Source organism: Thermosynechococcus vestitus BP-1 (assembly GCF_000011345.1).
Lineage (GTDB): Bacteria > Cyanobacteriota > Cyanobacteriia > Thermosynechococcales > Thermosynechococcaceae > Thermosynechococcus > Thermosynechococcus vestitus.
In genome coordinates this window covers 2139383-2158574 of the sequence record NC_004113.1, presented here as the reverse complement: position 1 = coordinate 2158574, position 19192 = coordinate 2139383, and the positions used below count along the sequence as shown (strand labels likewise).

22 protein-coding genes and 1 tRNA gene are annotated in these 19192 nt (G+C 54.7%); 9 read left to right on the top strand and 14 right to left on the bottom strand.

Annotated elements, in window-relative coordinates; genetic code table 11:
- Window positions 1-80: 80 nt before the first annotated feature.
- A complete protein-coding gene (locus TLL_RS10530; RefSeq protein ID WP_011057913.1) occupies window positions 81-443 on the bottom strand; it encodes a DUF6464 family protein in 363 nt (120 codons plus the stop codon).
- A 123-nt stretch (window positions 444-566) separates the two neighbouring features.
- Between TLL_RS10530 and TLL_RS10525 the strand changes: the two genes are divergently transcribed.
- Together TLL_RS10525 and TLL_RS10520 are read left to right on the top strand one after the other, a co-directional pair.
- Window positions 567-1217 (top strand): exopolysaccharide biosynthesis protein, encoded by a 651-nt coding sequence (locus tag TLL_RS10525; protein ID WP_164920979.1) that lies wholly within the window; start codon window positions 567-569, stop codon window positions 1215-1217.
- A 33-nt stretch (window positions 1218-1250) separates the two neighbouring features.
- Window positions 1251-1853 carry a hypothetical protein gene (locus TLL_RS10520; RefSeq protein ID WP_011057911.1) on the top strand — a complete coding sequence of 201 codons (603 nt, stop codon included), beginning with the start codon at window positions 1251-1253 and terminating at the stop codon, window positions 1851-1853.
- A gap of 260 nt (window positions 1854-2113) precedes the next feature.
- On the opposite strand, the gene TLL_RS10515 is transcribed toward TLL_RS10520, so the two are convergent.
- The 5 genes from TLL_RS10515 to rsmH all read right to left on the bottom strand — a co-directional run bounded on the left by TLL_RS10515 (window position 2114) and on the right by rsmH (window position 5949).
- Window positions 2114-2186 (bottom strand) — tRNA-Ala (locus TLL_RS10515).
- A 10-nt stretch (window positions 2187-2196) separates the two neighbouring features.
- The gene (gene psbP / locus TLL_RS10510) at window positions 2197-2748 is read right to left on the bottom strand and encodes a photosystem II reaction center PsbP (RefSeq protein WP_011057910.1); all 552 of its coding nucleotides are present in this window, start codon (window positions 2746-2748) and stop codon (window positions 2197-2199) included.
- A gap of 24 nt (window positions 2749-2772) precedes the next feature.
- Entirely contained in the window at window positions 2773-4539 is a 1767-nt protein-coding gene (locus TLL_RS10505) for a peptidoglycan D,D-transpeptidase FtsI family protein (protein ID WP_011057909.1), read from the bottom strand.
- Window positions 4540-4547: 8 nt separating this feature from the next.
- Window positions 4548-4988 carry a hypothetical protein gene (locus tag TLL_RS10500; protein WP_164920978.1) on the bottom strand — a complete coding sequence of 147 codons (441 nt, stop codon included), beginning with the start codon at window positions 4986-4988 and terminating at the stop codon, window positions 4548-4550.
- Window positions 4989-5076: 88 nt separating this feature from the next.
- Window positions 5077-5949: a 16S rRNA (cytosine(1402)-N(4))-methyltransferase RsmH gene (gene rsmH / locus TLL_RS10495; RefSeq protein ID WP_011057907.1), complete on the bottom strand. Its 873-nt coding sequence runs from the start codon at window positions 5947-5949 to the stop codon at window positions 5077-5079.
- A 59-nt stretch (window positions 5950-6008) separates the two neighbouring features.
- On the opposite strand from rsmH, the gene TLL_RS10490 reads away from it, so the two are divergent.
- The 3 genes from TLL_RS10490 to TLL_RS10480 all read left to right on the top strand — a co-directional run bounded on the left by TLL_RS10490 (window position 6009) and on the right by TLL_RS10480 (window position 9023).
- Window positions 6009-6554, top strand: a complete 546-nt coding sequence (locus TLL_RS10490) for an Npun_F5560 family protein (protein ID WP_011057906.1) — start codon at window positions 6009-6011, stop codon at window positions 6552-6554.
- Between the two features lie 451 nt (window positions 6555-7005).
- Window positions 7006-7638: a hypothetical protein gene (locus TLL_RS10485; RefSeq protein ID WP_164920977.1), complete on the top strand. Its 633-nt coding sequence runs from the start codon at window positions 7006-7008 to the stop codon at window positions 7636-7638.
- 26 nt (window positions 7639-7664) lie between these two features.
- Window positions 7665-9023 carry a trans-splicing intein-formed DNA polymerase III subunit alpha C-terminal partner DnaE-C gene (locus tag TLL_RS10480; protein ID WP_011057904.1) on the top strand — a complete coding sequence of 453 codons (1359 nt, stop codon included), beginning with the start codon at window positions 7665-7667 and terminating at the stop codon, window positions 9021-9023.
- Here TLL_RS10480 and TLL_RS10475 read toward each other — a convergent pair.
- The gene (locus tag TLL_RS10475; protein ID WP_011057903.1) at window positions 9020-10270 is read right to left on the bottom strand and encodes a SufS family cysteine desulfurase; all 1251 of its coding nucleotides are present in this window, start codon (window positions 10268-10270) and stop codon (window positions 9020-9022) included. The genes TLL_RS10480 and TLL_RS10475 overlap by 4 nt on opposite strands.
- A 297-nt stretch (window positions 10271-10567) precedes the next feature.
- Here TLL_RS10475 and TLL_RS10470 point away from each other — a divergent pair, with 297 nt between their 5' ends.
- Window positions 10568-11806: a DUF4912 domain-containing protein gene (locus TLL_RS10470; RefSeq protein WP_011057902.1), complete on the top strand. Its 1239-nt coding sequence runs from the start codon at window positions 10568-10570 to the stop codon at window positions 11804-11806.
- Window positions 11807-11863: 57 nt separating this feature from the next.
- Here the strand turns inward: TLL_RS10470 and TLL_RS10465 are convergent, their stop codons facing one another.
- Together TLL_RS10465 and TLL_RS10460 are read right to left on the bottom strand one after the other, a co-directional pair.
- Entirely contained in the window at window positions 11864-12739 is an 876-nt protein-coding gene (locus tag TLL_RS10465) for an alpha/beta fold hydrolase (protein ID WP_011057901.1), read from the bottom strand.
- Between the two features lie 82 nt (window positions 12740-12821).
- Window positions 12822-13142, bottom strand: coding sequence for a DUF1815 family protein (locus tag TLL_RS10460; protein WP_126987665.1), 321 nt, complete (start codon window positions 13140-13142; stop codon window positions 12822-12824).
- 341 nt (window positions 13143-13483) lie between these two features.
- On the opposite strand from TLL_RS10460, the gene TLL_RS10455 reads away from it, so the two are divergent.
- Entirely contained in the window at window positions 13484-13933 is a 450-nt protein-coding gene (locus TLL_RS10455; protein WP_011057899.1) for an NUDIX hydrolase, read from the top strand.
- On the opposite strand, the gene TLL_RS10450 is transcribed toward TLL_RS10455, so the two are convergent.
- From TLL_RS10450 to TLL_RS10430, 5 genes are all read right to left on the bottom strand, one after another.
- Window positions 13930-14658, bottom strand: a complete 729-nt coding sequence (locus TLL_RS10450) for a metal ABC transporter ATP-binding protein (protein WP_011057898.1) — start codon at window positions 14656-14658, stop codon at window positions 13930-13932. The genes TLL_RS10455 and TLL_RS10450 overlap by 4 nt on opposite strands.
- Entirely contained in the window at window positions 14643-15680 is a 1038-nt protein-coding gene (locus TLL_RS10445) for a metal ABC transporter substrate-binding protein (RefSeq protein WP_011057897.1), read from the bottom strand. Before TLL_RS10445 ends, TLL_RS10450 begins: the two co-directional genes overlap by 16 nt.
- A 122-nt stretch (window positions 15681-15802) precedes the next feature.
- Window positions 15803-16018 carry a 30S ribosomal protein S18 gene (rpsR, locus tag TLL_RS10440; protein ID WP_011057896.1) on the bottom strand — a complete coding sequence of 72 codons (216 nt, stop codon included), beginning with the start codon at window positions 16016-16018 and terminating at the stop codon, window positions 15803-15805.
- Between the two features lie 13 nt (window positions 16019-16031).
- A complete protein-coding gene (gene rpmG, locus TLL_RS10435; RefSeq protein WP_011057895.1) occupies window positions 16032-16226 on the bottom strand; it encodes a 50S ribosomal protein L33 in 195 nt (64 codons plus the stop codon).
- A 35-nt stretch (window positions 16227-16261) separates the two neighbouring features.
- The gene (locus tag TLL_RS10430) at window positions 16262-16798 is read right to left on the bottom strand and encodes an RDD family protein (RefSeq protein WP_164920976.1); all 537 of its coding nucleotides are present in this window, start codon (window positions 16796-16798) and stop codon (window positions 16262-16264) included.
- Between the two features lie 90 nt (window positions 16799-16888).
- Here TLL_RS10430 and TLL_RS10425 point away from each other — a divergent pair, with 90 nt between their 5' ends.
- Complete coding sequence (locus tag TLL_RS10425; RefSeq protein WP_011057893.1) at window positions 16889-18664, top strand: Rqc2 family fibronectin-binding protein; 1776 nt, start codon at window positions 16889-16891, stop codon at window positions 18662-18664.
- A 40-nt stretch (window positions 18665-18704) separates the two neighbouring features.
- Entirely contained in the window at window positions 18705-19163 is a 459-nt protein-coding gene (gene psbQ, locus TLL_RS10420; RefSeq protein WP_011057892.1) for a photosystem II protein PsbQ, read from the top strand.
- The last annotated feature ends 29 nt before the right edge of the window (window positions 19164-19192 follow it).

The window sequence follows — 19192 nt, the reverse complement described above, 5'->3', positions numbered from 1 at the left end:
TGGACAGTCGGGAAGTTCAATTCACACAACCCAGACCCTCCCTCGCCCTGGCGGGAATTTTTGAGCTGAGAAAGAAAATGCTAAGGTTCTCGAGGCTGGTAATCTCGACACACTTGGCAGGAGCCTTGAGGGTTCACAGCACAGCGCAACAGGGGTGAAAGGGCATTCCAGCGGCAGGAGGGATCGCCAATCACCCACTGTCCATTAACGAGATGGCGATCGCTAGGGGTGTCACTGGGCTGCACATAGAGGGCAATTTTTTCCAGTTGATAGCGTCCACCACGAAACCGGTAGCGATGGCGGCGTTCTAACACTGTATAGGTTTCCCCTTCGTGATCCACATGGCAACCGGGTTGGGGTGTCCAGTCGAGATAGACATGCCCCAGCGATCGCCGGGGATGAATCAGGTGCAACTCTGTCGGTAAGTCAGATGGGGTTGCCATGGATTCCGGTTGATCGCGGCTTTGGAATCGCCGTCAACTGTGTTGGGCATCAACTAATGATCAACTTATCCTATCCTAGTAGTGCCAACATTTCCACCTCCCGTCATTTTTTATGGCAATTTTATGGCAAAACTGTCCACTGACCTCGAACGTACCTTTTTGAGTCCTGTGCCCAGTCCCAGCGATGAAGAGGTCCTAACGCAGCAACTGGTGTCCTTGGCGGATATTCTTCAGTTGGCGGGAGAGCGAACCTTTGGCTTTTTGCTGGCTGTTCTTTCATTGCCATCGGCGCTGCCCATTCCAGCCCCTGGTTACGCCACTCCCTTTGGCATTGTGCTGTTACTGTTGGGCTGGCAATTGCTTGTGGGTGCCTCAACCCCTTGGTTGCCGCCGCAACTGCTCAAGCGCACGATGCCGCGATCCCAGATTCAGAAGATTGTGCGCACAGCTTTACCTTGGCTGCGACGGATTGAATTGATCTCCCGTCCGCGCCTGCGCTCCATTTGCACTACCCGAAGCGGACGTTTGGGCTTGGGAGTGGCTGTATCACTGATGGCGATCTCGATGATTTTGCCCATTCCCGGCACCAACACCATTCCAGCGATGGGCATTTTTACGATCGGCTTTGGTCTTTTGGATGACGATGGTTTGATTAGTCTGGCAGGGGTGGTTATCTCCTTGATTGGCCTAGCAGTCACGACATCAATTTTGATTGCCCTTGCTTGGGGCGGCAATAGCCTCCTCGATCTCTTGAAGGCATGGCTGCATTCGTAACATAGGGGTAAGTTCCTTCTTAGCTCAAGGCAAATGAGAACCCTATCCCCTCCTAAGGCCCGGGGCCGATGGTTGAGTGCCGTGGCAGCGATCGCTCTATTGGGATTACATCCCCTCAGAACAGCGGCTAATACCTTGACAGAAGACTTACCACCGGCGGTGGCGGCGGCGATCGCGCTGCCGGTCAATCAACAGCAAGTTGTGGTTAGCGAGCAGCCCTCAGCAGTGGGCTTAACGGTACCCAGCCTATGGTGGGCCGTGCAGCAGTTTGGTGACGAGGTCATTCAACGCTGGCAAGCCTTTCCAGCCATCGGAGCACCAGGGGGCAGAGTTGAAGCCTTTGTCTCCCCCTCCGCTTGGGGACGGTTGTCCTATCTACGGCGTTTTGCACTGATCTATCAACTGGGAAATGCCAGTCGGAGCTTCGGCTATCAGTTGCTCCTACGGGATCGCCGACGAGTCCTTTATGGTGCCTACACCTGTCAATTCGATGCCCTAACCGTTGAATACCTGCCGGAAGTCACCGATGCCGCAGGCAACCCGATTCCTTTTTTCCCACCCAGTAGCGAACTCAATTGTCAAGTATGGGTCAATCCCAATATTCCCGTTATGTTCCCAGCTCAAGGACTTCGTTAAGATCAAAGCGCAGATATCTTGTCCTCACCCCGGACCGTTGTGCACGGTGTGATGGTGTGCACGGTGTTGCCCAGGGTTATCACTGACACCGGGTAAATGGCTCCTAGAGGCAATTCGGCAGTACCTTCAGCGGCTCAGTGGCAGTCGCAGTGAAGGGCGATTGAGGATTGAAGCAAAGCGTATCTAGGAAATTGGGGGGCGATCGCCCCCCGTCTTTAGCAGACTACGGCAGCAGGTTGATCAAGGATAGGGCAGTACCATGGAGAGTAGGGAACTCGAATCCCTGACCTTCGCGGTGCGATCGCGACGCTCTACCAACTGAGCTAACTCCCCAATTCTTTCTTTAATATACAGTAAACGAGGACACAATGGTCTTAAATTGGTCTTCCACTTTTGGCCAGCGCTCTTCAGGCGCTGACACACTGAGCGTATAGACCTTACCGCGACTCACGGCAATACTCGACAAATTGTGCCGCTGCTGCGCAGTGTTGCCATCCCCCGGTAGAGTGACCGCATACTCCAGAATGTAGTAGGTCTTATCATCAGCCTTTTGGGAGGTGGCGGCAATTAAGGCAGAACTGCGGCCACTTTCACTGGGAGCAATGATATTACGCAGCAGGCGATCGCCCACCTCCTCGGGCGACCCCAATTCCTCAAGAGACTTGGTGCTGGCAACTGTATTCACCACCACACTGACATTTTCTGTCGTCTCAATAATATCGTGAAAGACCACATCCACTGGGTCTTCAACTTGTACCTGCACCCAGCCACGCGGGTAGAGAAATTCATAGCCATCATAGCTATCGACATAGGCCTGTAACCCACTGGTGGCCGAACAGCCTCCCAGCAACACCACGAAAATAGCCAACGCTGTGGCAAAAAACCGTTGAAGCATACCGTCCCTTTGCGCTGTTCTTCCCTATTGTGACACTGAAGCTGGTGCAGCGGGGCGCCGCAATTCCTGTGGATGGGAGGGAGGAATGCCCTCAATCGTAATCAGGGACTCCGTAACCGCTCGCACAATTGGAATGGCCACCGTTGAGCCATAGGCATCATCTCCCTTGGGTTCATCCACCACCGCCAAAATCACATATTGGGGCTGTTCTAGGGGAAAGACAGCAAAAAAGCTGGTAATACGCAGATTGCTATAGGTACCGCCAATCGCCTTTTGCGCCGTGCCGGTTTTGCCCCCCAAACGATAGCCGGGAATATGGGCGGGTTTCCCTGTGCCAAAGCGCACAACTTCTCCTAGCATTTTGATCACCGCTTGACTGGTGCGCTGGGAAAAGACCCGTCGAGGGGGGGGGTGCTCAAGGCGTTTTTGCAGTTGGCCATTTTCATCGTAGAGGCCGTCAATGACATGGGGAGTGACCATCTTCCCACCGTTAGCGATCGCCGCCAATAGTTGAGCCAAATGGAGCGGCGTCAGGGAAAAGCCTTGGCCAAAGGCCGCCGTTGCCGGTTCAATCGGATAGTTAATAAATTGCTCCGGGGGTTTTAACTGGGCGGCGGTTTCAAAGGGGAGATCACTGCCCACTGTCTCTGTGAGTCCCAAGCGATGGAGATAGCGATAGTAGTGGCGGGCTGGAATGCGGCTCATCATGTGCACCATGGCCACATTGCTAGAGTAGGCGAGAACTTCGGCAATTCGAAGGGCACCGCGGCCGCCGCGTTGACTATAGTCACTATTTTGAATGGGCCAACCGCCCACAAAAATCCGCCCCTCATCGGGCAGCACCGTATCAGGAGTAATGGCATTGAGTTCGAGGGCAATGGCCGTATTGATTGGCTTAAAGGTTGATCCTGGTTCATAGAGGTCCGACACCGCCCAGTTGCGAAAAAGGGCTGGATCAGCGCGGTAGTAATGATTGGGATCGTAGGAGGGTTCTGAGACCAGGGCTCGCAGCGCCCCGGTTTTCACGTCTAGGACAATGACCGTGCCCCGTTTAGCATTGAATTTGCGTAACTGCCGTTGCAGGGCTTGGCGTGCCGTTTGTTGCAGACGACTATCAATCGTGAGGCGCACATGGTAGCCGTGACTCAAGGCCCGCGGATCCGCAGGGGCAAGGGCTGGCAGCCACTCCCCTAGGGCATTTATCGAGAGGAGTTGGCGGCTATGGGGAACCTGTAAAAATTGATTCTGGCTAAACTCAATCCCTGCCTGACCCTGGTGGTCGCGATCCACATAGCCAACAATGCCCGCCATGAGTTCCTGCTGCGGATAAATGCGCTGCCAGGCTTGGTTGAGTTCTAGGCCATCGTAGTTGAGGGCGCGAATTTTGGCGGCGGTGTCTTCATCAATGTCGTAGGCAAGGGGGACGCCTGTGGGATAGGTGCTAAATTTGGCCACCAGTTGCTCTGGGGATTGCCGGAGTAAAGGCGCTAGATCGCGGGCGATCGCTGGCCGCGCCACTTTGAACTGAATCGGATGGGCAAAGAGGGTAAACACCGGTCGATCTAGGGCGACAACCGTCTCTCGGCGATCGGTAATTGGGTAGCGTGCCAAGGCTGGCGGGGTATAGCGCCGTTGTTGTTGCTGTGCCCGTGCCGCTAGGGTTTCCCCCTGAACCACTTGCAAATAAATGAGACGGGCAACCACCCCCCCCATCACCATGAGTAAAAAGCCAAAGATCAGACCGATGCGCAGGGGAGGTAGGGATTGATTTGGGAAGCGGGCAGTTGTCATGGTACCGGTCAGTAATTGACAGTGCGCTGAGGCGGTGGCGTCACGGGGAGCCCTTCAAAATGAGTTTTGGTAGCAATCTTGCCTTCATTGGGCACAAAAAGAACGTTCTGTGGCGTTTGGGGCACGAGGCCTTGGGGCGCCCGTTGCACTTGCTGTGTCACCCGATAACGGAGGGTTTCATTGCTCACCAGTAGCTCCCGCTCCTGGCGTTTTAGGGTTTCCAAGCGGTCGTATGCTCGACTCCACTGCTGCTGAGAGAGGGCTGACCAACCGTAGAGAGGCAACACCGCTACGAGGGCAGCGGCGGCCGCTACCCCAGAAACCCATTGCATCCCGAGCAAAGTTTTTTGCCAAAGGGGTACTTGCGGCTTGGGCAGTGGCCGAATTTCCGTCAGCCTTGGCGAGGATTGGGAAATAAATCGGGATTTGAATTTAGGGGCAGCAACCATAAACTCCAGCACTCCTCGGCAATTGATTACCCTAAAGGATTATGAGGCACTGTAAAGATACCCATGAATAAACTATTATTTCGGCCATTCATGCAGAAGTACGCACCGCAATTCGTAGCTTCGCCGATCGCGATCGCGGGTTCAGGCTCACTTCCACTGCATCCGCCACAATGGGTTTACGAGTCACAACTTCCAAGAGGGGATTGGCACGCCACGCCTGCTTTACCCGGCGATCTTCCAAGCTATGGAAACTAATGACGGCAATGCGCCCTGTGGGCTTTAACCAGTGGGGCGATCGCGCCAAAAATTGGTCAAGCACTGCTAGCTCTTGGTTGACATAGATACGCAGGGCCTGAAAAACCCGTGTGGCTGGATGAATCCGTTGTCGGGGGGACGCCTTGAGGCAATGGGCAACCAACTGCGCCAGTTCTTGGGTGCGGTTGAGGGGGCGACGGGCCACAATTTGGCGGGCAATGCGGCGGGCAAAGCGTTCTTCCCCATATTCATAGAAAATATCCGCCAGTTCTTGCTCGCTGTAGTGATTGATGACCGTTGCCGCTGTCAAAGGGTTAGCGGGATTCATGCGCATATCGAGGGGTGCATCAAAGCGAAAACTAAACCCTCGCTCTGGGCGATCCAACTGGGCAGAACTCACACCTAAATCGGCGAGAATGCCATCAAACATCGGCTCAGCCACCGGCAGATCCGCAAAGTTGCCATGCCAAAACTGGACGCGATCGCCAAAAGGGGCAAGGAACTCCTGAGCCGCTGCCAAAGCCATCGGGTCTTGATCGATCGCCAGTACCCGACAAGTGGGTTCACGCCGTAGGAGCAGCGCCGTGTGGCCACCACCCCCTACCGTTGCATCCAAGTATAGCCCTCCGGCCTTGGGCTGGAGTGCCTCAAGCACCGCAGGTGCTAGCACCGGTTGATGGTAAGTGGAAAATTCCAAATCTTGCATGAGCGGATCAGAAGCAGCGTAAAATTTGCCACAGCACAGTCCCTTGGAGAGCCGCCGCCGTGAATGATACTCCCCTCAACTTAGCCGATGAACTGCTGGTACGGGATCAACTCGTACAACAACTCTCAGAGGAACTCTATCAACTCATGGTGCAGCATCCTGAGTTATTTGCGCGCTTTTACCAAGCCCGCAAAGCCGAAGCCGCCAATGCCGAAGCCCTGAGGTTGTTGCAGGCACAGGTGCAACAGGTGGAGGCGCAAATCGCAGCCTATCAAGAGCAGATTCTTGCCTATCAACAGCAGGCACAAAACCGCGAGGCGGAAATGAACAACCTGAAGGCGCAAGTGATGGCATTGAGCGATCGCAATGAGATGCTAGAGCGCGTCATCCAAGAAATGCCCGAAGTCTATCGGCAAAAATTTAGCGAGCGACTCAGTCAAGTGAAACTGAAGATTGAAAGCCTGGAAAAAGAAAACAGTCAACTGCGTGCCGAATTGCGCAATCTGCAAACCCTCTTGGCTGCCCAAGTCCGCCAGCAACAGCAGCAGGGCTTAGCCTCATTACAACCTGCGCGGATTGGCCTGATTCCCAGCTTTAATACTTAGATACCGAGGTGAGCAGGAATCAAAGGTGACATCCGCGGGAACTCAAAAACATCCTAGAAGACGTTTAGCAGCGTTTCCCGTTAAGGTCTATCTATTCGGCTCGGCTGACCGTGGGGCTTTTAGGTGAGTTGCGGCAGCACCTAGATGATGTCTAACTTGATCGAGGCAGCAGATGGCGTGGATTGGTCAGAAGTGTCCGCCAACTTTTGATCAGCAGTGATGCAGCCAGAATTGAGTAGATTGGTTTAGGGAAGGATGAGCGAGCACGGGCAGCTTTGCAGGAACTGCCTACTCACCCCAGCGGCAGGCCCCTTAGCACTGCAAAGGGCAGAGGACCGCAACTGAGCGCCCACACCTACAATGAAACTTTGGCGGATGTGATTTTCTTAGCACCGCAGGCGATGCTCATGGAGCGCTGGTGAGCTGACCTGACAGCAGGAGGATTGGAGGATTGAAAATACGGATCTGGTGTGCGGCACAGCCAAGGGAGGCCGAACTGTCTGCGGATCAAGTAGTCAAAAAAGTGGTACCCGTGCTGCAACAATGTCACAGCAGTGCCGAGATTGTGGTTTGTCCCCTCGATGCCCCGATCGCGATCGCTCCTGAAGCAGCGGTACTGGACTATAGCCTTACCCATTGGGCATCCTCCCACCTTTGGCAGCAGTGTCAAGCTTTGAGTGCCTTGGTTTCCCAGTGGGGAATAGGCACCGGCAGCGGGGGGCTCTACCAGTTGCCACTGGCCCAAACGGCAAAGGGGACGCTCTTTGGCGAAATTATTGGCTGCATTGAAGGGACATGGCAGTTACCCATCCATGCGAGCGATCGCCAGCGCCAAACCCTCTATGGCCTCGGGCGACGACTCCTAGACCACTTGCAGGCACCCGTGGGCTGCTATTTTTTGCAATTTGGCTGGTCAGGGGAAGTCGTCTTTGATCGGCTGTGGCCTTTTCCCACCGTGGCCGCCCTAGCCAGTATTGGTGTGCAAACCCCCGACTGGTTCACTGCCCATTACCAGTGTTTAAGAGCAATGCCCCTGCGGGATCTGCGAATTCCAGACCGCGACACAGTGCGACGATTAGAATAGAGAGCGCAGCATTTCAAAGGTGAAGCGTGAAGATTGTTGGCCGGCGGTTGATGGGTTGGCAGGCGGTTTATGACATTGGTTTAGCGGCGGATCACAATTTTGTTCTGGCCAATGGGGCGATCGCTGCCAATTGTTTCAACAAGTCCCACTCCACGGCCTACGGCTACGTTACCTACCAAACGGCATTTCTCAAGGCCAACTTTCCCGTCGAGTATATGGCAGCCTTACTCACGGCCAATAGTGGCGACCAAGACAAGGTACAGCGCTATATTGCCACCTGCTTGAGCATGGGGATTGAGGTATTGCCCCCCGATGTGAATCGCTCAGATATTGACTTTACCCCAGTGGGCAACAAAATTCTTTTTGGCTTGTCCGCAGTGCGCAATGTTGGGCAGGGGGTGATTGAGGCCATTTTGCAGGCACGGGCAGAAGGGGGTGCCTTTCAAAGTTTGGCGGATTTTTGCGAACGGGTTCCCCGTGCAGGGGGCGATAGCCGCATTCTCAACCGTCGTGCCCTTGAATCCCTGATTGCCTGTGGCGCCATGGATAGTCTCCATCCGCAGCGCAACCGCAACCAACTGATGCAGGATCTCCCCCTCGTGCTGGAGTGGGCCCTGGCGCGCGCCAAAGATCGGGCGGTGGGGCAAGTGAATCTCTTTGATATGCTGGCCGGGGACTCCAGCAATGAATCCAAGGGCAGCTATGACCCAGCCCCCAGTGCACCCCCAGTTGATGATTTACCCGATACCGAAAAGCTCCGCCAAGAAAAAGACCTGCTGGGATTTTATGTATCGAACCATCCCCTCAAGGACATTCACCGGCCAGCAGCCATGATTGCCCCCATTAGCTTGGCCAATCTTGAACAGCACACGGGTCAAGGGGTGGTGAGTGTGATTGCCCTGCTGACGGGACTCAAGTCCATTACCACCAAGCGCGGCGAGCGAATGGCCATTGTCCAGTTGGAAGACCTCACAGGTCAGGCGGAAGCGGTGGTTTTTCCCAAGGCCTACGAGCGAATTCATGGGCAATTGCAGCTTGATCACCGCCTACTGCTGTGGGGCACCCTAGAGATGCGCGACGATCGCCCCCAACTGCTGATTGAAGATGCCGAACCCCTTGAGGAGGTGAAACTGGTGCTTGTGGATCTGCCCGTAGAGCAGGCGGGGGATATCCAGGCCCAAAGTCGCCTTTCGGAAGTGCTCAAGCAACAGGCGGGAGAAATGCCCAAGGTGCCGGTGGTGGTCAAAGTAACCGATGGCTACCATGCCCAGTACGTACGTCTAGGGCCACAGTTTCGCGTTGAGGATGCCGATCGCGCCCGCCATGCCCTCACCAGCGCCGGTTTTCAGGCCCACGCCAGTGAACTGCTGAGCCTCCAGCTCTAGGTAAAGACATCGCTAAAGAAGGCAATCGCTTCCCCCAGGGCAGCAATAAACTGATCAATTTCAGCGCGGGTGTTGTAGAAGTAAAGGCTGGCCCGTGCCGTGGATTGAACCCCTAAATAGCGGTGCAAAGGCTGGGTGCAGTGGTGTCCTGCTCGAATCGCAATTCCCGACTGATCTAGGATGGTCGAGAGATCGTGGGGGTGCACCTCACCAACGGTAAAGCTGGCCAAGGCAGCGCGATCGCCTGATTTAGGGCCATAGACCGTGACAGCGGGAAGCTCCTGGAGGCGTTTAAAGAGGTAGGCCGTGAGTTCCTGCTCGTAGGCATGGATGTGTTCCATCCCCCACTGACTCAGGTAATCTACCGCGGCCCCAAGGGCGATCGCCTCTGCAATCGCCGGTGTTCCAGCTTCAAACTTATGGGGAATATCAGCGTAGGTGGCATGGTCAAGAAAGACATCGGCAATCATTTCACCACCGCCCAAGAAGGGGGACATTTGCCGCAGGAGTTCCGCCCGTCCCCAGAGGAAGCCGATGCCCGTGGGAGCACACATTTTATGGCCCGAAGCCACCAGCCAATCGCAACCCAACTGCTGTACATCAATGGGGAGGTGAGGCACACTTTGGCAGGCATCCACCAATACCCGCGCCCCCTTGGCATGGGCAAGACGGACAATCTCGGGAATCGGGTTGAGGCACCCCAGCGTGTTGGACACATGGGCCACAGCCACTAACCGCGTGCGATCGCTCAAAAGGCTTTCGTAGTGGTTGAGGTCAAAGGTTTGCTCTGGCGTCAGTTCGACAAACTTGAGGCGAGCACCGGTTTTCTGGGCAACAAACTGCCACGGAATCAAATTACTGTGGTGCTCCATCACCGTCAGGATTATTTCATCTCCGTCCCGCAGCGTATTCATGCCCCAACTGTAGGCCACGAGGTTAATCGCCTCACTGGCATTGCGAGTATAGATAATTTCCTCGGCATGGGCAGCATTGATAAAACGCGCTACCTTTTCCCGTGCCCCTTCGTAGGCAGTCGTGGCCTCAGCACTGAGGGTGTGTACTCCGCGATGGACATTAGCGTTGTAGCGCCGATAGTAGTCCTCAAGGGTATTGAGAACTGCCAAGGGTTTCTGGGAGGTGGCCGCATTGTCAAAGTAAATCAAGGGGCGATCGTGTACCTGTCGCGCCAAAATCGGAAAATCAGCTCGGCAAAGGTCAGCGAGGGAGCGGCTCGGGGCGATCGTCATAGCACGTGGAATAACCTTGGTTAGGTGATGCAACTCCTAGGGAGATTGCAGGCATACATCTTTAACTATACTCCCTTGCCCCCTAGAGAATGCCGCCTAGGGAGGGAATGCTAGCTCCTCCCTTGATCCCCATGCGGTGGAATTGTTATGAAACTCTAACATTTGATCCCGCCAAAGGGATAAACTGCGTATAAATCCCTAGGGGTATTCTGCGATTCCCTTGACGCCCCACAACTTTTTTGCCAAAGATCAAGGGCAAAAGATAGCTCCGTCTATCAACCTAGGAAGGAGGCACCCATGCCAAAAGATCGCCCCCCTTTAGAAGAAATGACATTGCGGCAGTTGCGGCGTGTTGCCAGTGAACTGCAAGTGCCCCGCTATAGCCGTATGCGCAAAGATCAGCTCCTCGCTGCCATCCGTGAAAAGCAGGCGCAGGCCAACGGATCCACCACCACCCTTTCTATCCAACCTGTCCCCCCTAGTCTGGAGTCGCAAGAAAAAGTGGAAGCAGCCAAGTTTGACCTCGGTCCCGCCCAAGAGGATATTCTCTTGGCCTCCGTAGATGAGGGCCTTGGGGATTTGCCGGGTGGCTATGGTGAAAGCCGCATTGTCCTAATGCCCCGTGATCCCCAGTGGGCCTACGCCTATTGGGATGTACCGAACGAGCACCGCGAAGAATTGCGGCGGCAAGGGGGGCAGCAACTGGCTCTACGCCTGTACGATGCCACGAATATCAACCTCGATAGCCAAATTCCCCACAGTGTTCAGGAATACCCCTGCGACGAGTTGGCGCGGGAGTGGTATCTGCCCATCCCCGTGAGCGATCGCGACTATGTCGTGGAAATTGGTTATCGCTGTGCCGATGGCCGCTGGTTAGTTCTAGCTCGTTCTGCTCCCATTCATATTCCCCCCGCCTACCCCTCAGATTGGGTTTGGGATCAATTCATCACCGTGGATTGGGATATGGATCTGCGGGGCAAAACCCTCTTTGATCTGGGGGCACCCCTGGCAGGCACTGCCGAACCCAATCCCATCTATGAAGGCATCTTTGCCATGGCCGAAGGGGCAGAAGCACAGCGGGTGGCAGGTTCCCTCTTTGGTTCCATGCACCAAGTCCCCGGCTCCATCTCCCAGTTGCCAGCAATGGCCATCAGTTCCTATGTCTTCCCCTCTGGGGTTGGGCTATGGGCGGTGCCGACGGTTTCGGGTCTGACGATGTCGGGGGTTGGCTTCTCAGCTTCGGCGGCTCCCATTCGTCCGCGCAAATTCTGGTTGGTGGCGGATGCTGAACTCATTGTCTATGGGGCTACGGAGCCAGATGCCACCGTCACCATTGGTGGGCGCCCCATCAAACTCAATCCCGATGGCACGTTCCGCTTCCAAATGTCTTTCCAAGATGGCCTTATCGACTTCCCGATCTTGGCAGTGGCGGCAGATGGGGAACAAAACCGCGCCATTCACATGAAGTTCACGCGCGAAACCCCCGAACGCCGCACCAATACCAAGGAAGAAGCGGTACTGGAGTGGCTTGCCTAAGGGAGTTGATTGGGCTCAGTAAATATCTTTCCCTCTGCCTAAGGGGTGGGGGGATTTTTATGGCCGCAAAAAGGCAAGGAGTTCGCGATTGACGAGCCCCGGCACTTCCTGTTGTGCCCAATGGCCACACTCAGGCAGGTATTTCAGCCGCCACGGTGCATGGATCAACGCTTCAATACCCTTGGCAAGGCGGGGCTGGGCGAGGGGATCATCGGCGCCCCAAAGGATCAGGGTGGGGGTGGTAATGGCTGCCGTGTGCTGTTGCAGTAGGTGCCACCACTGTTGGGGTGAAAAAAGATGGCGATAACTTTTGAGGACGGCAGCGATCGCCCCCGCTTTTTCGAGAGCCGCTTGATAAAGTTCCACGGTTTCTGCTGAAAAGGCCGCCTTGCGGATGGAGTAGCGCTGAAAGAGATCCTGCAAAAAACTCCGCAGATTGTGCCCTAGCCAGTATTCCGCCAGGCCGGGGATGTGGCAGGCCAATAGCGGCCAATTGCGCCAAAAATGCTCCAACTGCTGCCAGAGTTCCAGTCCCACAGGGTAGAGGTGCGGCGGATTCAAGACCGCTAAATGCTGCACCCTCTGGGGAAAACGTGCCGCCACATGCCAAGCTATCAGGCCACCGCAATCATGGCCAACAAGGTGTGCTCGTTCATAGCCCAGTTCTTGAATGAGCGCCGTTACATCTTGGCTGAGGGTATCGAGATCATAGCCGTGGGCAGGCTTCTCGGAGTCATTGTAGCCCCGCAGATCTGGCACTACGACCTTGAAATGACGAGCCAGTACGGGAATTTGAAATCGCCAAGAGTACCAAAACTCCGGAAAGCCATGCAGCAAAATCACCAGATCACCACTGCCTTGGGTGACGTAGTGTAGGCGCACTTGGTTAACACTGAGGTACTGGTGTTGCCAACTAAGGGAAACTGCAGTCATTGAGGGTGAGGATAAACGTAGAAGGGAAATCCAGCTACTTTTAAGCTAGCACTGACAAAGATGCCAGGGTAGGCCCACAGGGTTAAACCGCAGTGGGGACACGGACTTCCTTGAGGAGATTGGCCAGTTCTTGCAGTTGGTTGATGGCCTCTGCCCCTTCTAGTTTCATCAGTTCGCGGTCGTCGCGCATTTCAGTCCAAGTAATTCCATAATCAGAGACCAAGAAGCGAATCAGGTGGTTATCGGCCAAGCTGACCATGAAGGAGGCACTGTTGAGTTCACTGCCACAGGTGTAGCAGGAGGCCATGTAGCCTCGATTTTCTAGGGCGATCGCCAGGGCTTGCAGGTTCAGCACCAAGTCGCGAATAAACTGGCGGTGTTGTTCGGCTAAGCGGTAAAACATAGGACAATTAACTCCAGAAAATGAATAAATGAATCGCACAACCCCCAAGAGAAATATTAAAACAATCTTAAGAACGGGCCACCATGTACCAATTTGTAAAATCTTATGAAAAAGGTGTAAGCATCTAAAATTTGCTATAGGCAGAAGCAGTTTTGGTGTTGCTTGGATGAAATGGCAATACGGTCTCAACGCGTACCTTGCTGTCTAGCCCACCGTTGATTGCTGCGTTGATTGTCGCTACACTGGCAGCCTACCATTCCCTTAAGGGCTATGCTTTTTATTTTACTTTAAGATTCCGGTTTCTAGGGTAACCTAGCCCTAAGGACACATTTTGCAAGACAATGTCAGCAACTACGATGGTTCCCGTTGCCCTTGCCATTCTTTACCAAGGCGATCGCGTTCTTATGCAACTGCGAGATGACTATCCCCATATCTTGTATCCCGGGCACTGGGGACTTTTTGGCGGCCACCTTGAACCTGAAGAAGTACCGCTTGAGGGCGTCCGGCGGGAAGTCTATGAGGAGATTGGCTACTGCCCACCGCACCTCACCTTTTTTGGCGAGTACGGCGATCCCCAAGTACATCGCTATATTTTCACAGGCCCTTTAACCTGTGAATTGCGCACCTTGGTACTCAACGAAGGACAGGGGATGGACTTGGTCCCCTACGCTTCTGTGGTGGCTGGAGTTCACTATGCCCAAACCCTTGGGGAAGATCGCCCCTTAGGAGCCATCCACCAGCGGATTCTGCTTGATTTCTTTGCGCAATTCAGGAAAGAATCAACCCTTTAGGCCGCAAATTGTTGCAGCACCCATTCGGGGGTTCCTAGTCCTTGGACAGAGCGATCGAGATACAGCACCTGATCGCAGGTTGCTCTTACCCGCTCCAAGTGATGGGAAATTTGTAAAATCCCCCAGCCTTCACTCACTTTGAGGATCTGCAGGAGATCATAAAACTGTTGCTCACCTTGGCAATCTAAGCCAGCGGCAGCTTCATCCAAAATCAGGAGACGACGGGGCTGCACCAAGCAATAGGCCAAGAGGACGCGTTTTGTTTCGCCCCCGGAAAGGGAACTCATGGGTTGTGCCGCAAGATGCTCTAAGTTCAGGCGTTGGAGACTCTCCCAGATGGCGCGATCGCGCTGCCGTTGGTACTGCCAAGGCCACTGCCATCTCGGTTGTCCCCAGCCTAAACCCACAAATTCAGCCACTGTGATCGGAATGCGGGGATCGCACTGAAAGTTTTGTGGCAAATAGGCCACTTGTTGGCGGACATAGGGGAGTGTGCGGCGACAGGACATGCCATACCCTAGGAGCGTCACCCGTCCCTGCTGGTAGGGAATAATTCCCAAAATGGCTTGAATCAAGCTACTTTTGCCCGCCCCATTGGGACCAATAATGGCCATATTTGTATTGGCTGCGAGGGTAAAGGAGACATTTTCCACCACCCAGCGATCGCCCCGCCGCACGGAGAGGTTTTCCACCTCCAGTAGATATTCCTTCACAGGGGTATCCACGCCACCTCCAAGACCACAAAGGAATCAAGGAAACGATGGGCCTGCCGTTGCCCCCCAAACGCCTCAGCAAGGTTGAGAATGTTCTGTTCCATCTTGCTCAGGAAATAGGCAGGGCTGAGATCTGCCGCAGAGGGGGCACGCTCTAGGGGATCAAACACACTCACTTTTGCCCCCAAATCCTGCGCTAAACTTTCAAAGACCTGTTCTTGCCCCGGTTCAGTCAAGAGGGTTTTCAGGTCACTTTGTTGCACCGCCTGCATCACCCGTTGCACATCTGCTGGTGAGGGGTTAACGGAGGGAATACCCACGAGATAGATCGCCTTCAGGTTATACCGCTCGGCAAAATAGGGGGCCACATCGTGATAGACCACAAAGGTTTTGCCGGCAAAAGCAGTGAGCTTTTCCCGTGCCAGGGCATCAAGGGCTTCTAACTTTTGAATAAAGGCAGCACTATTCTTTTCATAGATGGCAGCCCCTTCAGGATCCACGGCAATCAGGCCATCACGAATATTTTTCACCTGCTGGACAGCCCGCTGGGGATCCAGCCAAATGTGGGGATTGAATTCACCATGGCTCTGACTGTGGCTATGGTCGTGGTCCTCATGGGCGTGGTCGTGATCAGCCTTTGTGTCGGCAATTGGGGTGACTCCAGCACTGGTGTCAATGATTTTAAGGTCTGGATTGGCGGCATTCTTGATTAAGGGCTCAAGAAACGTTTCGAACCCAAGACCGTTTTTGACCAAGACCCTTGCCGTCCCTAAAAGCCGCACCTCCTCAGGACGGGCTTGGAAGTCGTGGGGATCAAGATTAGGGGGCAACAGTTGCTCGACAGTGGCGCGATCGCCCGCGACCGCTTTTGTAAAGGCAGTGATGGGTAAAAAAGTTGTCACAATCGTGAATTGTGCTTCTGTCTGGGAGGTCTCCTGTTCCTGAGGCGACTGGGCTTGGGGGGCACAGCTGCCCAAAAATACCCCCAGAATTAGCAGCAGCCCCCAGCGTTTAAGGTGTGCTTGAATAGCCATAGAGAAACAGATGAATGATAATCATTCTCATATTTACACAGCCAGGCAGGGAGAGCAAGCAAAAATAAAGGGGTAAGCCTCAACCTACCCCTTCCCAAAAACCAATTGGCAATCGGGAGTTCCTAGCCTTCGAGATTCAAGAAGGGCAACAGTGCCATGATCCGTGCCCGCTTAATCGCTACCGCCAATTGCCGCTGTTGCTTGGCAGTGAGACCGGTCACCCGCCGAGGCAAAATTTTTCCCCGCTCAGTGATAAAGCGTCGCAGTAAATCGACGTCTTTGTAGTCAATGGGTTGGCCAGGGGGAATGGGGGAAATACGTCGCCGATAAAATGCCATAGCTGTCCTCTAATTACTTGATTTCTCTGTGAATGGTGTGCTTGTTGCAGTAGCGGCAAAATTTCTTCAGTTCCAACCGCCCTGTGGTGGTGCGACGATTTTTGGTGGTGGTGTAGCGAGAGACACCGGGCGATCGCTGTGCCGGATTGGTGCGGCACTCTGTGCACTCTAGGGTGATAATGATTCTGGCGCCTTTTGCTTTAGCCATGGTTTTGCCTATCTATCCAGTGAGCGGATCTCTAATTATCGCAGATCTTTGCGGATTTTGCTGACCCATTCGATCAGCTTGCGATCGAGGGCAAAGCCCCGCCGACAACGATACACCTTGGTGCCGCCTAGGCGATCGTGGAGCGTGCGGTGTTCTTCATCAATCCACGCCAGACTGCAGTCAACAGCGAGGGGCAGTGCCAAAATGATGAGGGCCATACTAGGGCCATAGGATTCCCAGCCCACCAGTGTCAGGAGTGCCCCGATGCCAATCACCAGTTCTCGCTTGCTGAGGGAGAGCAGATCCGGTGTCCGCTGTCGTTGATCCAACAGTCGCACATTCATCAACCAATGGCCAGGGCTTTGACCCCTATTGCGGTTGACCATCGCCACCCGCAGTAACCACCAAACAATGGCAAAGACAAACAGTTGCCCCCACTGAATCGTTGCTCCCGCTGTGATACCGACAACGCTCGTCAGCCAGATCAAGATAAAGTCAATGCTGGTGGCGATCGCCCGTCGCCAAGGCTGAGCCAGGGGTAAGGGGGGTGGATATTGACGGGAAAGTGCCATAGGAAGCACAGGGTGGCAAAGGGCCAGAGAGTGGCTAGACTAGTATAGCTTGATGCCGATTCCCTCAAAAAATTCTGCGGAGTTTGGACGGTGCAACCCGTTGATTTAACTACTCTGCGTGCTGTTTGTGCCGATCTCCAACATTGGCTCCCAGCACGGCTTGAAACGGTTTACCAGCGCGATCGCCACACGATTGCCTTGGCTGTACGCACGCTGAAAAAACAGGCTTGGCTGACCCTGAGTTGGCATCCCCAAGCGGCACGCATTGCCCTTGAACCGCCGCCCCCCCGCCAGCCAGACACCTTTACCTTTAGTCAGCAGCTTCATGCCCAACTCAATCGCCTTGCCCTTGTGCGGGTTGGTCTCATCAACCCTTGGGAGCGCGTTGTGGTTTTGGAATTTGCACCCCGGCCGCAGGAAGCAACGCAGTGGCGTCTCTATGCCGAGATCATGGGTAAGTACAGCAACGTGATCCTGGTGAACGCTGCAGGAGAAATTGTTACCGCCGCCCACCAAGTCAGCCCCCAGCAGTCCCGCCTGCGGCCCATTCTCACCGGTCAGCCCTATGTACCCCCACCCCCCCTGACGGCAGCCCTGCCCAGTGGCGAGATTCCCTTTGAGCAATGGCAACAACAGGTGAGTGTAATCCCTGGACGGCTGCGGCAGCAACTCCTGAAGGCCTATCGGGGCTTAAGTCCTGCGCTGGTACAGCAACTCCTTGCCGATGCCGCTTTGCCTCCCGAGTGTTGCACTACCGATCTCAGCGCTGAAGAGTGGCGGCGGCTGTTTGACCATTGGCAGCACTGGCTAGAGTGTTTAGAGAGGGGGCATTTTGGGCCTCAATTCACAGCAACGGGCTATCGCGTCATTCCCCCCCTTGGCGCGCAGGCCCCCTCAACCCTTAGCATTCACGAAATCCTGGCCACCTATTACCAAAACCAACTGCAGCAGCAGCAAACACAGCAACTTCAGCAACAGTTACACCAGAGCCTAGAGGCACAACGGCAAAAACTCATCGCCAAAATTGAGGGCTTTCGAGAACGATTAGCCGCCGCTGCCGGGGGCGATCGCCAACGGTACCTCGCAGATTTACTCATGGCCCATGCCCACCTGTGGCAACCCGGCATGACCGAACTGATCGTGACGGACTTTACCACCCAAGAACCCCTCACCATTGCCCTCTCCCCAGAAAAAAGCGCCATCCAAACGGCTCAGGAGCTATACCGGCAACACCAAAAACTGAAACGTGCCCAGCAGCACATTACCCCACTGCTTACGGCTGCTGAAGGGGAACTGGCCTATTTGGATCAGGTGGCGGCCACCCTGGCTACGGCCACATCCTTAGATGTCCTTGAGGAGATTCGGGCTGAACTGATTCAACAGGGATACCTGATCGCCCCCGATTACTATCGTCCGCCAACCACCCCTAGTCCCTACCTACGCTATACAACACCCAGTGGCTTCACGGTTCTTGTGGGGCGCAACAACCGTCAGAACGACGATCTCACCTTTCGCGTTGCCAGTCCCTACGATTGGTGGTTTCACACCCAAGAGATTCCCGGCAGCCATGTCATTCTCCGCCTTGAGGCGGGGGATGTGCCCAGTGACAAAGATATTCAATACGTGGCGGATTTGGCGGCCTACCATAGTCAGGCGCGAGCCAGTGCCCAAGTGCCCGTGGTCTACACCCGGCGCAAGTATGTGCAGAAACCGAAGGGCGCTAATCCGGGGATGGTCATCTACGATCAGGCAACCGTGGTGTGGGGGCATCCCCTCAGTGTCAGGGATTGCCCTACAGAGATACCCTCAGGGGGCAAACCGCTTCGCTGCACCGCGGGCGATCGCGACGGGATCATGGCAGAATAGAACCGTGTTTTTTAAGACACTCTATGACTGCTGAGGTTCTATGCTGCGCCTAAATCGAAAGTCCTTAATTTCAATCCTATTAAGCGTTGTTGCCCTTATTTTAGTCGGCTGTGGCGGCCCCAGTGCCACCACTCCACCCCCACCCACCTATAGTGAGTTGCAAATTACTCGCATTCAAGACTACCTGAGGGACATTGAGAAAAATGCCGAACGCTTTGCTGATTTAGAGGTCAGCGTAGCCAAAGGCGATTGGCAGGAGGCCCGCAACATTATGCGCGGTCCCCTCGGTGAAATGTTGATGGATATGCGAGCCCTCAACCGCAACCTTTTGGCAAAGGATCAACCCACCCCCACGGCCTTGACCCGGGCCCTAACCGATGACTTCCTGAAAATTGATCAGGGGGCAGATCTCGATAGTGTCACCGTAGCTCAGGAGGGCTTCCGCGAGGCTGAAGCGGATTTCAAGGCCTATCTCAACAGCTTGCCTGAGTTGTCCTAGTCTCCTGCCTTTGTCCTAAGTGGATAGCC